The following is a 15,189-nucleotide window of genomic DNA, read 5'->3' as shown; positions in this document are numbered from 1 at the left end:
ACGGGAGTCAGTACGTCCCCGGCATCAGCCGTGCCGTCCAGATGGCGGCGGCGAGACATGGACCAAAGGGAACGACGATTGTCATGCTGAATCGTCCCGCGCGAAGGATGCTTGCGAGCGCCGCTAGGATGCCAAATGCGGAGCCCAGCACGATGACGCTCGGAAGTGCACTTATCCCCAGCCACGCGCCGCCTGCCGCCAGCAGCTTCACGTCTCCTCCACCCAGTCCTGTCCTTTTGCGAAAAGCGCGATATCCATACGCCACCAGTGCGAACAGTGCCCAGCCGATCCCGCTCCCCAGTGCCCGGTCCAGCAGTGTGTCCATGCCGCCCGTGAGCCAGCCTTCGGCCAGACCGGCAAGCAGGAGCGGGAGTGTAAGGACGTCGGGCAGTCGTAGACAGGTGAGATCGATCCACGACAGCGCCAGAAGCGTCCAGCCGAGAACACAGTCGGACATCAGCAAGGGTAGCGAAATTCCACTGTCTTCGAGCGGGAGGCCCTGAAAGTGAGCCACACCCATACGTCCAAGCAGCGCCGTTGCGGGAACCAGAATGGCCGCGAGTTCGATCTTCAAATGCTGTGGATCGATCCGGCCTCCGCAACGACGGCACGCACCTCTTTGCGCCAGATACGACAGGAGCGGAATCATTTCATGCGGACGCAGAAAGGTGCCGCATTCTTCACAGCGCGATCGCTGCATGCCGAACGGTTCACCGCGTGGAATCCGGCGCACGAGCACACTGAGGAAGCTGCCGACAAACGGCGCGAGAAAAAAGGGAATGACCAGTTCGGGTGGGATCATGACGGCGTGAGAGTGGCGGATTGCGATGCCGGCGACAAGATCGAAGACTGTCATGAAGCCGGATAAAATGAATCTGGAAACAGCCCTTATTGACATGGCTGTTTGCGAAGCGCGCGTGCTTGAGCGGGCGCGTGGCGTGGCGTCCGAGACGGGGCAGACGCTGGCGCATGTGCTCCTTCAATTGGGGCTTGTCAGTGAAACGGATCTGGCGCGCACCTATGCCGCCATACTCGGCACGCAGGTGCTCGATGCCACGCGTCTTGGACAGATTGTCGAGCCCGTTTTTCCTGATCGACTGGGCAGACGTTTTCTGCGGCAGGCGCGTGCCGTTCCGCTGTCCTGCACCGGAGATACGCTTCACTTGGTGATGGCGGACCCGCAGGACGATTATACCGCCAGCGCTGTAGGACTGGCGACAGGGTGCCGCGTGGTGCGGGAGGTGGCGCGTCCGGCCGATCTGGAAGCGGCGTTGACCCGTCTTTATCCGGAGGACGAAGAGGACGCGGCAGATGAAGACACTCTCTCCAGTGAGGGCGAGGCGGCTGAAGAGGACACCGACCGTCTGAAGGATCTGGCCAGTGAGGCGCCGATCATTCGTCTGGTTAATCAGCTCATTTTCCGGGCCGTGGAAACGCGGGCATCCGACATTCACATTGAGCCGTTCGAAGATCGGCTTCTGGTCCGTTATCGTTATGACGGCGTGCTGCATGAGGTGGACAGCCAGAGCCCGCGTCTGACGGCTGCGCTGATTTCACGTATCAAGATCATGGCGCGGCTCGATATCGCCGAGCGCAGGCTGCCGCAGGATGGGCGTATCAAGCTGGCCGTGCGTGGGCACGAAGTGGATTTCCGTGTCTCCACAGTGCCGTCCCTGCACGGTGAGATCGCGGTGCTGCGTGTGCTCGATCGCACGACGGTCAGCTTCGATTACAGTCGTCTCGGACTTGCGCCTTCCATCATCTCGTCCTTTCGGGAAACTTTGCAAGCGCCCAACGGCATCGTTCTGGTGACGGGGCCAACCGGCTCGGGCAAGACGACGACACTCTATACCGGGCTTGCCGGTCTGAACTCGACCGAGCGCAATGTGATGACAGTCGAAGATCCGATCGAATATCAACTCGCAGGCATCAATCAGATCCAGATACGTCCCACCATCGGTCTGACATTCGCCAGCCTCTTGCGCGCCATTCTGCGTCAGGATCCCGATGTCATCATGGTGGGTGAAATCCGTGACCTGGAAACGGCACAGATTGCCGTGCAGGCTGCCCTGACGGGGCATCTCGTCCTCTCCACGCTGCACACCAATTCCGCCGCCGCCGCCGTGACGCGCCTGCGGGACATGGGGCTGGAGGATTATCTGCTGACGGCGGTGTTGCGGGGTATCCTCGCGCAGCGCCTCGTGCGCAAGCTGTGCCCGGAGTGTCGGCGTCCCGAAGAGGTGCCCCCCGAACTCGCGCGGCGTCTGGGGCTGGACAGCGCGACATCCCACACGCTGTGGCATCCTGTCGGCTGCCCGCACTGTCGCCAGACGGGCTATCGCGGACGAAGTGCTGTGGCGGAGTTTCTCCAGCCTTCGCGAGAGGTCACGCGTCTTATTCTCTCCGGCGCGGATCATTCGGAAATTGAGCGGGCCGCCATGGCGGAGGGCATGCAGACCATGTTTCAGGCCGGTCTTCAGGTTGCCCTGAAGGGCGAGACGTCGCTTGAGGAAATCAGCCGGATCGTCGGGCACGACGCATGAGTGCGGCTGCGCGCGCCATTGAAGAAGGAGTGTGGCGTTATCAGGCGGTCAACGCCGAAGGACGCATGGTGCATGGAGAAATGGCGGCGGTTTCAGCGGCGCAGGTCACGCAGCATTTGAGACGACAGAAACTTCTGATCGTGCAGATCGCGCCTGCCACACGTGGAGGGGCGTTACGCGGTGAACTGCTCTCACTTCTCGGGCGGCGTAGCGATCTGCGCCTGAAATCGGGGGAGGTTGCGGATTTCACCCGCAAGCTGGCCACCATGCTCACGGCTGGTCTCGATCTTGATCGTGCGCTGCGTTTTCTTGGTGAGACCGCCGTAGGGCCACGGAATAGCCGGGTGATCGGAGCCTTGCGCGACCGCGTGCGCGATGGTGAGTCCTTTGCCGACGCACTGGAAACAATGCCCAGCATTTTCCCTAAACTGTATGTCGGCCTTGTCCGGGCAGGTGAAGCCGGGGGCGCTTTGGGGGAAGCGCTTCTTCGTCTGTCCGATCTTCTGGAGCGTGAGCGCAAGCTCAAGGCGACCGTGCAATCGGCCATGATCTATCCCACGGTTCTTGTGGTAGCCTCGGTTTTTTCAATCGGTCTTTTGCTCACGCATGTCCTGCCGCAATTCGTGCCCCTGTTCGAAGAAAATGGCGCAGCGCTACCTTTCGCCACGCAGGTGGTTATCGCCGCGGGTGATTTCCTGACGGCGTGGGGCGGATTGCTGCTTGTGGGCCTGTTGCTGGCGGTGGCTGCGGTCCGCATCGCGTTGCGGCGCCCTCATATCCGCATGGCGTTCGATCGTTTTCTGCTGCGGGTTCCCATTCTGGGAACATTGCTGAGGGAAATCATGGCGGCTCAGTTCACGCGCACGCTCGGCACTTTGATGCGCAATGGCGTGCCTCTGGTGGGGGCGTTGCGCATCACGGAAGGCGTTCTCACCAACGCAGCCGGTGCGGCCTGTCTGGGGGATGCCACCCGTGATGTGCGAGAGGGCCGTAGCCTCGCATCCTCTCTTGAGAAAGCGAAGATATTTCCCGAGACCATGACGCATTTTCTCAAGGTGGGGGAAGAGACGGCCCAGTTGGCGCCCATCGCCTTGCGCTCGGCGGATATTCACGAGGAAGCCAGCCGCGTGACGATCCAGCGGCTGCTGGCCATTCTCGTTCCCGCCATCACGATCGTTATGGGAGTGATCGTCGCGGGAATTGTCTCGGCGCTTCTTCTGGCCATGCTGAGCCTCAATGACCTTGCACACTGACGACGGTGGCGAGGCCGGCTTCACGCTGTTGGAGATCATGGTCGTTCTGGTGATCGCCGGGCTGTTGCTGGGGGTGACGCTGGAACGTGGTCCGCTTCACAGCGATGCGCTGACCTTCGCTGCGGCCCGTTCGCGTGTGATCGATACATTGCGCGACGCACAGGCGCTGTCGGAAACGAGTGGCGATGCGGTGAGCGTGGAAGTGGATGCGCAGACGGAGCAGCTTCTGACTGTGCATGGCACGGCAAGCCACCTGCAACGCTTGACGGGACCAGCGAGAATGTTTCTGCCAAAGCGGGGTGGTGGATTTCTTCCTCGTGCACTGTACCGTTTTTCGGCCGATGGCAGCGCTTCCGGACCATCACTGGTAATCATGTTTGGACGTCATCTGTGTCTGATTCGGCTCAGTGCTGTCACCGGACGGATCGAAACCAATGAAACGTGAAGGAGGCTTCACTCTCCTGGAAGTGATTGTCGCCCTTATGATCGCGGGATTTGCGTTGGCGGCGATGCTGGGATCTCTTGAAGCCGGCCTTGCGGGCGGCAGTCGGGTGGAGCGCGATCTGCGCGCAACATCCATGGCGCGTTCCCAACTTGCGGGTGTGCTGGCCACATTGTCGTTGCGTCCGGGCACGCAAAGCTACGATCTGGAAGGCCCCTATCACTCCACGGTCGAGATCCGGCAGGTTTCGGTGGCAACGCCTAAGAACGGGGGCGAGAGGCTGGGGCTGTTTTCGGTCTCTGTGCGGGTGGATGAAAATGGAACGACCCGGTCTGTCACACTGAACGGAAGGGCGGTGCGTCCGGCAATGGACGAATGAAGGACGAGGGCTTCACTCTTCTGGAAATCCTTGTGGTGACCATTGTTTTCGGTTTGCTGTGCGTGGCGTTGTGGCAGGGTATCGGTGTTGGAACGCGCGGCTGGTTCATGGCTGAGCGGCGCTACAGCGCGGACGTGGCAGGCGAGGGGATCGAGGACGCGCTCCGCCGTTTGCTCGAACGGGCGGAGGTGCCAGACAACGCGAACACCCCCACACTTTCCGGACAGGTTGATCGACTGCGCGTGGTGTCATGGCTACCGGAAAAGGAAGGCTATGCGCATGAGGTGGAAGCGGCTTTAGGCGTCAATGCGCAGCATGAACTGGTGCTGCGGTGGCATCCTTATCGCCGTGCGGACTGTCCCAATGAAGCCGAAGTGCCGCATGAGGAAGTGCTGGCGCAGGGCGTGCGAGATCTTGAATTTTCCTATTATGGCCTCAGCGGTGGCCGACACACATGGCAGTCGGCATGGAACAGTCCTCATCTGCCGCTTCTTGTCCGTGTTCATGTGGGATTTGTTGCCGCGGGAAAGAACTGGCCGACAATCATGATTCGTCCGTTGCTGAGCGGAGCGGAATCCGGCTGACATGCCATGGATTGTTCCGAGCAACCGGGCAGGGCGGCTGACACATAACGTTAATCTTTTCTTCATTTTTAATGTGACCGGAATGTAACTAGAAAATAGCGCGACGGGGGAATTTTCCCCGCATGATTCTTTGTATTTCAAGAACAAAACTGTCTCAATATTTGTAATGGCGCGCTGTCTTATCCGATTTCATACGCTCACCTGCTCTCAATCCTGACGAAATGGTAACGCGGAAGGTAATGAAATGTCTGCTTCGGTCTGGAAGCGTCTGCGAAAACCGCTGACGCATTCTGTCGCTCACCTCGCTGCTGCGTCGATGGCCATTGCGCCGATCGTTCCCGCGGCTCCTGCCCTTGCGAAGTCTTCGGAAAGCAAGACCGCAACGCCAATCGAACACATCGTTCTGATTATTGGCGAAAACCATTCTTTCGACAATCTGTACGGCACGTATGTCCCGAAAAAGGGCGAAACGGTCGATAACATTCTGTCGCGCAAGATCGTCAACATTGACGGCACGCCGGGCCCCAACTTCGCTCAGGCGGCGCAGATGCAGTCGCCAAGCGCTGACACCTATGAGATTTCGCCGCCGAATAAGACAGCCTATACCAAGCTGCCGGCTCCGGCTCTCGCGGGCACGCCTGCCAAGGCATCTGATTCCGATCCTGCACCTTTTGCGACCCTCGCTGCTGTCGAGGCGTTCGAAAATCTTGTCGGTGGCAACGGCCTGGATCGCAGCGACTGGCAGTTGTTGACGACAGGGGCGAGTGGTCTGGGCAGCAGCGGTGTGGATACGCGCATCACCAATGCAAGCAATCTGCCCAACGGTCCGTTCCAGTTCACGGGCTCCAAGCTTCCCTACGATTCGTATGTTGGAAGCCCGGTTCACCGCTTCTTTCAGATGTGGCAGCAGACGGACTGTTCCGTCTCGCAGGCGACGACCGCCAATCCTTCAGGTTGTCGCAACGATCTGTTCCCCTGGGTGGAAACCCAGAGCGGCACGGGCGGAAACGGTAAGGCGCAGGCCGCGAACTTCACTGACATGAGCACCAATGAAGGCTCGGTGTCGATGGGGTTCTACAACATGGCCATGGGCGATGCGCCCTATTTCAAGTCCCTGTCTGACAAATACACGACCAGCGATAATTTCCATCAGTCCGTCATGGGCGGCACAGGTGCGAACCATATCGCTCTCGGCACGGGCCTTGGTATCTATTACACGGACGGCAACGGCAACATCGCTACGCCGCCTGAGAGCCAGATCGAAAACCCGAACCGTCAGGCCGGGACGACCAACTGGTTCACGCAGGATGGGTATTCGGGTGGATCCTATGTTAAATGCGCCGACGATTCCTCTCCAGGCGTCAAAGCCATTTCCGATTACCTCAAGGCGCTTCCGGGCAAGCATCCCAAGAACTGTAAGGCTGGCGCTTACTACATCGTCAACAACTACAGCCCCGGCTATTTCGGTGATGGCACGGTCAACACCGGCACGTTCGTCATTCCGCCGTCCAATGTGCCGACGATTGCGGATCGCCTGAACGACAAGAAGGTGACGTGGCGTTACTACGGTGCGGGCTGGAACAACTACGTCAAGGATCCCACCAGTCAGCTCGGCGGCGTGTATTGCGATATCTGCAATCCGTTCCAATACGAAACCAAGATCATGGCGGATGCCAAGCAGCGCCAGGAGCATCTCAAGGATGTGACCGATCTTGAGAGCGATCTTGCGCTGGGGAACCTACCGGCTGTTTCCATCGTCAAGCCTGACACCCTGCTCGATGGTCATCCCGCGTCATCCAAACCCGGTCTGTTCGAGGCGTTCGCCAAGCACGTGATCGAGAAGATCAAGGCGAAGCCGGAAGTCTGGAAGAAGACGGCAATCTTCATCACCTTCGATGAAGGCGGCGGTTCGTGGGATTCGGGTTACATCCAGCCGCTCGACTTCTTCGGTGACGGCACACGTATTCCCGCCATCATGGTTTCCCCTTACTCCAAGGGTGGTCACGTTACCCACACTTACGGCGACCACGTGTCGTTCCTGAAGTTCGTGGAAAAGAACTGGGGGCTCAAGCCGGTTTCGTCCACGGGACGTGACAACCTGCCCAACCCTGTCACCACCAGCAGCAACCCGTATGCGCCGACCAACAGCCCGGCCATCGGTGACCTGATGGAAATGTTCGACTTCTCGTCCGCTTCCAGCAGTGATGGCGGCAAGGACAGCTCGACGACGGGTAACAACAGCTCCGGGAACTCGTCCTCCACTACGGGAAGCTCGTCGGGCAGTGGATCGTCTTCCTCCACAACCACTCAGACCGGCATGATCCAGCAGCTTTTGCAGCAGATCCAGACAGCGCTTCAGAGCTTCTGGTCGTCTTTGACCTCTCTGCTCTTCGGCTGACACGTTTCAGACTTCGGTTCGGATGAACTCCGGGCCGAAGCACTGCCGACAGAACCGCCATTGTTCCCTTATGGGGAGCGGTGGCGGTTTTGGCTGTTCCCTCCCATTCGACAGTGAAGGATGATCCATGCCAGTCCACATGCAGGCGGTGCTTGAGCCGTCCGAGATCGCGGAATGCCGTGCGCTGCTGGAAGCCGGGCCATGGAAGGATGGTCGTGATACGGCGGGTGTACAGGCGGTTCATGTCAAGAAAAACCGTCAGCTCGACATGCATTCTGACGAAGCGCAGGCAGCACGGGCCATAGTGTTCCGCGCGCTGGGACGTCATCTTTTGTTTCGCAGTGTAGCACTACCGCGCCTGATCTATCCGCCCATGTTCAATCGCTATGAAGGGGGCATGACCTACGGCGCGCATGTCGATAACTCGGTACAGACACTGCCCGACGACACGGGGCGGATGTTGCGGGCCGATCTTTCGGCCACGCTCTTTCTGACTGAACCAGACGCTTATGACGGCGGCGAACTGGAACTTGAAACACGCAGTGGGGCGGAACTCATCAAGCTCTCCGCTGGTGACATGATCGTTTATCCCACGACCATGATCCACGCAGTGGCGCCTGTGACACGCGGCGTGCGTCTGGCTTCCTTTTTCTGGATACAGTCTCTGGTCCCGGATGCGGCGAACCGCACGCTATTGTTCGATCTCGACCGGGCCATTATCGACCTGCATACGCGCACTCAAGCCGGTGATCCGGCAGTGCTTGCGTTGACCAACACCTATCACAATCTGTTGCGGAAATGGTGTCTGACCTGACACGGCCATTGTCATGAGATGTTCATGAACACTTCCTTTTTCCCTTCTATAACGCGGGGAAATCTTCATCACCGGGCAAGGAACCGCGAAGATCGTGGCAGGATACAAGCAGGGCAGGCCAGAGCTTCCCGCTCTCGATGTCGCGGAGAAATTTGCTCCTGATGTGAAAAAGCTGCGTCGATCGCTTCTTGTCGGCGGTCTATTTGCCTCTGTGGCCTTTCTGTGTGGCATGGGGCTGACGCTTGCCGGGCGCCGACCCTCCGCGCATCACGCTGGCCTGTCTTCTTTTTTGGCGAATACCCCTCTGTCGGGAATCATTCTGGCAGATCTTGCGCTTGTCGCAGGTGGTGCTTTTGCGGTCATGGCTGTGACCGGCGCGCGGCGGCGTGCCGCTGTCAAAGTAGAAGACGGGGGACGAGTATCGGAATGGGGGCTGTGGACAGCGCTGCTTCCTTCCTCCCTGATTGCGCTTGTGAGTGGCCTTGGGAGCGTAAGGCGGGAAACGGACCTTCTGTCGTTCGGACATGGCGCGCTGGTCACTGCGTCCTCTCTGGTCGCGCTTCTTGCTTTTATCTTCCTCTTTCAGGAGCGTTCGCTTCTGACCGCGCGCGTGCGACATGTGGGGGAGGCGAGCGGCCTGGCCGCCTTGATGCGGCTTGTCATTGTCACGCTTCTCATCACAGGATTCCTCACGGGATGTGCTGCAAGTGGGCTTGCGACGCCCTCGTGGCTCTGGAAAGTTCCGGCCTTTCTCGTGATGTATGCCGCCAGTGAGAACCTTGTCAGGCTCGTTCTCGCGTGGCTGTCGTCAACCGCCTCTGCCGGACCTTCGTCCATCAGTGTGGGAAATCTTCTCTTTGGCAATCCACGGGCTTTTCGTCCCGCTCAGATTGCCCTGATGCTGAAGACGAATTTCGGAATCGATTTCGAAAGAAGCTGGGCGCTGGATTTCGTGCGTCGTGCGGCCCTGCCTGTCACTGTCGGGATGCTGACGCTCGGATGGGTGTTCAGCGGAGTTGTGAAGATCGATCAGAACCGACGTGGGATTTATGAGCGTTTCGGGCGACCGATCACGGTTCTCGGACCCGGCCTGCATATCGTGCTACCCCGGCCTTTCGGGCAGGTGCGCCTGACGGAATTCGGGACAATCCGCTCACTGGTTTTGACCGATAACGCGGACGCGGCGAAAGCTGCCGTCGATACTGCCACTGCCGAGGGTGATCCTCCGGATAGCGCCAACCGCTTGTGGGACAATTCCCCCGAGGATGCCACCTGTCTCGTGGCACGCACAGCTGAGGGCGGTGGTGGCTTTGAAATGCTGACAGTCAATCTGCGCATTCTCTATCGCGTGCGGCAGTCGGATCAGGGAGCGATGGACGCTCTCTACAATGTCTCTTCGCCGGATGCGCTTTTGCGATCGCTCGCACATCGTGAACTGGTGAGGTTCTTTGCGAGCGAGACGCTTGAAGGCGTGATGGCCACGCGCCGTGACACCATGGCGGATATCATGGCCCGGCATGTGCAGCAGGAACTCGATAGACATAAAGCCGGTATCGAGATTGTGGCTGTCGTTGTGGACTCCATTCAGCCACCGGCGGCGGCGGCCCAGTCGTGGCGTGCGGTGCAGGCCGCAGAGGTCAAGGCGCAGATGAGCGTGGCCGAAGAACGCGCGCGGGCCATGGGCACGGCGGCGCTTGCACGTAGGGATGCTTACACCCAGCAGGCGTCCGCGCTTGCACAGGCGGCCAGCATCCGCATGGAGGCGCAGGCCAATGCCACACGGATGATAGGCGATGACCGGTCATGGCAGACCGGTGGTCGCGCCTTCCTGCTGGAACGCTATCTGGGTGGCCTGAAGGCAGCTCTTGATGGAACCGCGATGGCAGTTCTCGACAGCCGGCTTCCGAACAGTTTTCTGGATCTGCGCGATGGCGCGCCGGTTTCTTCTCCCTCTGTTGACGATGTGATGGCGAAATGAACGGACCGGTGAACGGAGTGTCTCCCGATCAGGATGGAAGGCTGTCGACCGCCATGCCAGTGGAGGATGCCGCACTCAGGACGCCACGCCGCATGACGGGGCTGGGTATGAGGTTCGGCATTGCCGGTCTGGTGTTTTGTGCGACCCTTTCGGCGGCGATGTCCTACACGGTGGAAACAGGAAAGGCTGTTGTGGTCACACGGTTTGGCGCGCCTGTGCGGGTTCGCACCGAGCCGGGTCTGTCATGGAAACTGCCCGCGCCGCTGGAAGTGGAACAGGTGGTCGATCTTCAGGCGCGCACAACTTCGGGCGGTCTGCAGGATGTCGGCACACGTGATGGGCTCCGTGTGTTGATTCAGGCCTATCTCGTCTGGTCGGTGTCCGATGATCCTGAGCATGTCCGACACTTCCTGCGCACAACCGGCAACGATCCGGATGAGGCCGCACGACAGTTGCGCTCGCTTCTCGGTTCGACGCTTCAGATCGTTGCGAGTGATTTCGCGCTGCGCAATCTGGTCAACACCAATCCTCAGGATGTGAAACTTTCTGAGTTCGAAACGAAGCTTCTGGGTGTTCTCCGGCCGCAGGCGGAGGCGATCTATGGCATCCACATCGATCAGGTGGGCGTTGAACGTCTTAGCCTGCCGGCCGAGACGCTGAGCGCTACTGTGGCGCGCATGCGGGCCGAGCGCGAGACGGTTGCGGCGGCCCGGACGGCGGAAGGATTGCGGCAGGCGGCAGCGATCAAATCCGATGCCCAGCGCGACAGCCGTATCATCGTGGCCAAGGCCAAGGCGGAAGCGGCCGAGACGGAAGCCCATGCACGTGAGGAGGCCGCGCGCATTTATGCCGATAGCTACACGCGCAATCCCGATCTTTACGCCACCCTGCGCACGCTCGACACGCTCAATTCGATTGTGGGCAAGAACACGCGCCTCGTTCTGCGCACGGATGCGCCTCCATTCAACGCGCTGACAGGGTTCCGCAGCGCCGATCAGTTGCTTCCGGCTACGTCGGCGCCGTACCGGCCGGATGATCGCGCTTTGCCAGTCGTCGTCGGAGGTGCGCCGTGACGACGGAGGTTCTGGAGCGCCGCGATAATGATGTGCTGGCGGGAAGTGCGCTGGCACAATCCGTCAAGTTGTCCTTTCTGGTGCTGGGATGCGTCACGGCGCTTCTGGGCGTAGTCTGGCTGACAGGCAATGTCCGCTCCGTGCCTGCCGACAGCAACGCCATCGTGATGCGCTACGGTCGTGTCGTGTCGGTACGTCATTCGGGACTGGTGGCCGCTCTCCCACGTCCGTTCGAGACCGTCTCTTTCCTGCCGTCGTCCGAACGACAGATTTCTTTGCATGTGTCGCGCAACAACACCGATTACAGCAGCGATGAGACCGATCTGGAACTTCAAGAATCGGACGATTTCTATCACATGGAAAAAAGCCGGGATGCGGCCAATTCCAGTTATCTCCTGACCGGAGACGGGAATGTCGTGCGGCTGGACGCCAATGTGTTCTACCGGATCATCCGTCCCGTGGCTTACATGCAATCGCGCGCGCATGTGACGCCAGCACTGAAACGCATCTTCTACGCTGCTGCCACGGACATTGCCGCCACGCATCCTGTTGAGGATTTTCTCGTCGTTCATTCACAGGCCGAAGCAGGTGCCGGAAATGAGGATCTTTCTTCCCGTCGCGCGGCCTTGCGAGGTGAGCTGCTGTCACTGGTCAATGCGCGACTGGCGGCATTGAAGGGGCCGCATGCGGATCTGGGTATTGAGGTGGCGCGTATTGACCTCGGGGTGGTGTTGCCGCCACGGGCGAAGGAAGCCTTCGATCAGGTGCTGACGGCCGAACAGTCCGCCGCGCAGAATGTGGCGGCGGCCCGGACGGAGGCCGAGCGTATTCTTCAGGCCGCCAATCGTGAGCATGATCGCCTGACGGATGAGGCAGCCGCGAGCGCGGTCGAGTTCGTTCATGCCGCGTCCGAGCAGACGGCCTCCATTTCGGCGGTGGACAAGGCGGTGAGCGACGCTGCGCCGACCATTCGTCAGGCCGTGGGCGTGCAGGCGTGGCGCGACCGGGCGGCAGCGTTGCTCGGCCGTGTGGGGCAGGTGACGGCGGTGGCTCCCGGCATGGGGCAGGTGATGTTCGGCGGTCCCGTTCCGGACAGAAGCGGTGAGAGCGGACAGGGCGAAGGAAGCACGCCATGAGTGCGACTGGTTTTTCCTCTGCCCCCGATGTCGGGCGCGGGTTAGGCCATCACACCCGTCAGGCCACGGCCTCCGAGTTTGGCTCTCTGATGAGCCGTGCCGAGCGTTGGGGGCTAGGCACACGGCTGGTGCTGGCCATGGTGGCCTGCTGGCTGCTCGTGATTGCGCTGGCGTGGAAGTATCTGGTGTCTTCCAACAGCGCCGTTCCGGACCTGGCGGCGACAGGGGCCGCCCTGCTGGTGGCGGCGCCTGTTCTGAGTGCCGCGATCGCGAGCCTGCGTCATCCATCCCTGCATGGCCTGACGGACCAGCTTGTAGCGGTGGCGATGCTGGCATCGTGGGCAACTGGCGATCTGCTCACGGCGGCCCTTCTGCCAATCGTGATGATCGTGGGCCACGTGCTGGAGGAGCGTTCGCTTCTTGGGTCGCAGGAGGCGATCCGGGCGCTTGAGCGACTTGTCGACACCACGACGCTGCGCCTGCACCCTGATGGCACGACGGAGACGGTGACAGCCTCCCAGCTTGCGGTGGGAGACCGGCTGGAAGTGCGGGCCGGTGACCGCGTGCTGGCGGACGGGCTGATCCTCTCGGGGCAGTCCTCTCTCGACATGGCGTCTCTTACTGGTGAATCGGTGCCCGTGGAGGTCGGTCCGGGCGAGCATGTGCTGGCGGGCACGATCAATCTCTCGGGTGTGCTGACGGTCGAGGTAACGCGTACAGGCGAGGAGACGGCGCTGGGGCAGGTCATCGCTCTGATGGAGGTGGCTGAGGAGGCCAAGCCGCCGCTCACGCGTCTGCTGGAGCGTTACGCCGGACGTTACATGGCGCTTATCATGACGATTTCAGCAGCGGTGTGGTTTGCCTCCGGCTCCACCTCCGCCATGCTGGCTGTGCTGGTGGCATCATGTCCCTGCGCCGTGGTGCTGGCGGCTCCGGCTGCGTCCATTGCAGCGATTGCCGTGGCCGCGCGTCATGGAATCCTCATCAAGGGCACGGCGTTTCTGGAGCACTTGGCCGACGTGACGTCTCTTGTCATCGACAAGACGGGAACACTCACGACCGGTCGTCTCGCGCTCAGTCGCGTGCTGCCCCGACCGGGTATCTCTGACGAACAGTTGCTGGCTCTAAGTGCGAGCCTCGGCGCGCTCAGTTCCCATCCGGTCAGTCGTGCGCTCGCGCGTTCCATGGATGTGCCTCAACCCTTCGATTTCGTGGATGTGCAGGAAGAGCATGGGTTGGGTCTGCGCGCCGTCGCGTCGGATGGCACGGTTTTCCTTATGGGGCGGCCAGCGCTTCTGGAGGAGGAAGGGATTGCCCCGGGGCCTGTGCCTGAGCACGATGGACCGATGGTGTGCCTTAGCCGTGACGGTGCCCTTCTGGGCTGGTTGCTTCTGTCCGACAGCCTGCGCCCGGAGGCCGAGCAGGCGATGAGGGAACTGCGGGAGCTCGGTCTGACACGTCAGATTCTTCTGACGGGCGATCGTCGTGCGGTGGCCCAGCGAATTGGCGCGGACGTGGGCATCGATCTTGTGGAAGCGGAGGTGTTGCCCACCGACAAGATGGCCTGCGTCCAGCGTGAGGTTGCGCATGGACAACGACCGCTGGTGGTGGGGGACGGTATCAACGATGCGCTGGCGTTGCGCGCGGGTGCCGTAGGCATTGCCATGGGCGCGGACAGCACGGACGTGGCGCTCAGTTCAGCGGATCTCGTAATGATGCAATCCGATCTGCGGCGGTTGGGAACGACCATACGTCTGAGTCGTCGGTGTCGCCGTACCATTCAGGTCAATGTCGGGATGGGTGTGGGGTGGACGGCTATCCTCATTGTCTGCGCAGCGTTCAATCTGTTAGGGGCGCAAGGGGCCGTGATGGCGGCTGTGCTGCACAATGCGTCCACTCTGGCGGGGCTTGCCAACGCAGGGCGCCTTCTCCGGTTCGATGAAACACGCTTACCCAACATAAGAAAAGCATGACGCTCTTCTCATCCATTTCGTTGCGTGCCTGTCTTGTGACGGGAGGGATCATGATGTGCGGGGTGGGAACGCCTCTGTACGCCCAAACACCCGTGCCTGCTGATACGGAGGGTTCGGCTGAGGACATCGCTCCAATCCTCAGCCGTCCTTTGTTCGAGCCTGACCGCCGGGCAAAAGGTGTGACACACGGTGAAGCGGGTGCGTTTCATCTTGTTGGCATTTCCGGACATGCGGGAGCGTGGCGTGCAATTTTCCGACCTGAAAAAGGGGATGGGCGCAGTCGGATTCTCTCCGAAGGCGAGAAAACGGAGGGGTGGACCATCACGTCCATCGCACCTTCGGGTGTAACGCTTGCTCAGAATGGAAACACGAAACATGTGGCACCTGTGTTCTCGAAATATGCGCCACCGCCCATTTCTGAGAAACAGAAGATAGATTCAGTGCATATCATGAGCCACAAAAGGGTCGATCCGCATCTGGCATGGTGAGATCTCGCATTGAGGTTGCAAACCGTTGCGGAGAGTTTCGTTTCACAAAACGATAACACCACATGACAATTCCTTCATTTACTTAACGCGCTGTCTCCACACCCCAGCCGGGGCCGGTGGATCGGAAA

General features: G+C 60.4%; 13 protein-coding genes. 12 read left to right on the top strand and 1 reads right to left on the bottom strand.

Features of this window, described 5'->3' with window-relative positions; all coding sequences use genetic code 11:
• Positions 1–7: 7 nt before the first annotated feature.
• Positions 8–856, bottom strand: coding sequence for a prepilin peptidase (locus KUA11_RS05960; RefSeq protein ID WP_217409438.1), 849 nt, complete (start codon positions 854–856; stop codon positions 8–10).
• On the opposite strand from KUA11_RS05960, the gene KUA11_RS05955 reads away from it, so the two are divergent.
• The 12 genes from KUA11_RS05955 (at position 855) to KUA11_RS05900 (ending at position 15,061) form a co-directional block, all read left to right on the top strand.
• Positions 855–2,543 carry a GspE/PulE family protein gene (locus KUA11_RS05955; protein ID WP_217409437.1) on the top strand — a complete coding sequence of 563 codons (1,689 nt, stop codon included), beginning with the start codon at positions 855–857 and terminating at the stop codon, positions 2,541–2,543. The two genes, KUA11_RS05960 and KUA11_RS05955, sit on opposite strands and share 2 nt — an antisense overlap.
• Complete coding sequence (locus KUA11_RS05950) at positions 2,540–3,796, top strand: type II secretion system F family protein (protein ID WP_217409436.1); 1,257 nt, start codon at positions 2,540–2,542, stop codon at positions 3,794–3,796. The genes KUA11_RS05955 and KUA11_RS05950 overlap by 4 nt, the downstream gene beginning before the upstream one ends.
• Entirely contained in the window at positions 3,780–4,241 is a 462-nt protein-coding gene (locus KUA11_RS05945; protein ID WP_254454705.1) for a type II secretion system protein, read from the top strand. Before KUA11_RS05950 ends, KUA11_RS05945 begins: the two co-directional genes overlap by 17 nt.
• A complete protein-coding gene (locus tag KUA11_RS05940; protein WP_217409435.1) occupies positions 4,231–4,617 on the top strand; it encodes a type IV pilus modification PilV family protein in 387 nt (128 codons plus the stop codon). The genes KUA11_RS05945 and KUA11_RS05940 overlap by 11 nt, the downstream gene beginning before the upstream one ends.
• Entirely contained in the window at positions 4,614–5,201 is a 588-nt protein-coding gene (locus KUA11_RS05935; protein ID WP_217409434.1) for a prepilin-type N-terminal cleavage/methylation domain-containing protein, read from the top strand. The genes KUA11_RS05940 and KUA11_RS05935 overlap by 4 nt, the downstream gene beginning before the upstream one ends.
• A 244-nt stretch (positions 5,202–5,445) precedes the next feature.
• Entirely contained in the window at positions 5,446–7,599 is a 2,154-nt protein-coding gene (locus KUA11_RS05930) for an alkaline phosphatase family protein (protein WP_217409433.1), read from the top strand.
• A gap of 127 nt (positions 7,600–7,726) precedes the next feature.
• Positions 7,727–8,413 carry a Fe2+-dependent dioxygenase gene (locus tag KUA11_RS05925; protein WP_217409432.1) on the top strand — a complete coding sequence of 229 codons (687 nt, stop codon included), beginning with the start codon at positions 7,727–7,729 and terminating at the stop codon, positions 8,411–8,413.
• 94 nt (positions 8,414–8,507) lie between these two features.
• On the top strand, positions 8,508–10,391 hold the full coding sequence (locus tag KUA11_RS17835) for an SPFH domain-containing protein (protein ID WP_217409431.1): 1,884 nt from the start codon (positions 8,508–8,510) through the stop codon (positions 10,389–10,391).
• An 8-nt stretch (positions 10,392–10,399) separates the two neighbouring features.
• Positions 10,400–11,464, top strand: a complete 1,065-nt coding sequence (locus KUA11_RS05915; protein ID WP_217409430.1) for an SPFH domain-containing protein — start codon at positions 10,400–10,402, stop codon at positions 11,462–11,464.
• Positions 11,461–12,600 (top strand): SPFH domain-containing protein, encoded by a 1,140-nt coding sequence (locus tag KUA11_RS05910; RefSeq protein WP_217409429.1) that lies wholly within the window; start codon positions 11,461–11,463, stop codon positions 12,598–12,600. Before KUA11_RS05915 ends, KUA11_RS05910 begins: the two co-directional genes overlap by 4 nt.
• Positions 12,597–14,573 (top strand): heavy metal translocating P-type ATPase, encoded by a 1,977-nt coding sequence (locus KUA11_RS05905; RefSeq protein ID WP_217409428.1) that lies wholly within the window; start codon positions 12,597–12,599, stop codon positions 14,571–14,573. Before KUA11_RS05910 ends, KUA11_RS05905 begins: the two co-directional genes overlap by 4 nt.
• A complete protein-coding gene (locus KUA11_RS05900) occupies positions 14,570–15,061 on the top strand; it encodes a hypothetical protein (protein WP_217409427.1) in 492 nt (163 codons plus the stop codon). The genes KUA11_RS05905 and KUA11_RS05900 overlap by 4 nt, the downstream gene beginning before the upstream one ends.
• The last annotated feature ends 128 nt before the right edge of the window (positions 15,062–15,189 follow it).

The sequence above is a fragment of the Acetobacter estunensis genome (genome assembly GCF_019083805.1).
Taxonomy (GTDB): domain Bacteria; phylum Pseudomonadota; class Alphaproteobacteria; order Acetobacterales; family Acetobacteraceae; genus Acetobacter; species Acetobacter estunensis_A.
This window is presented reverse-complemented; position numbering and strand designations above follow the sequence as displayed.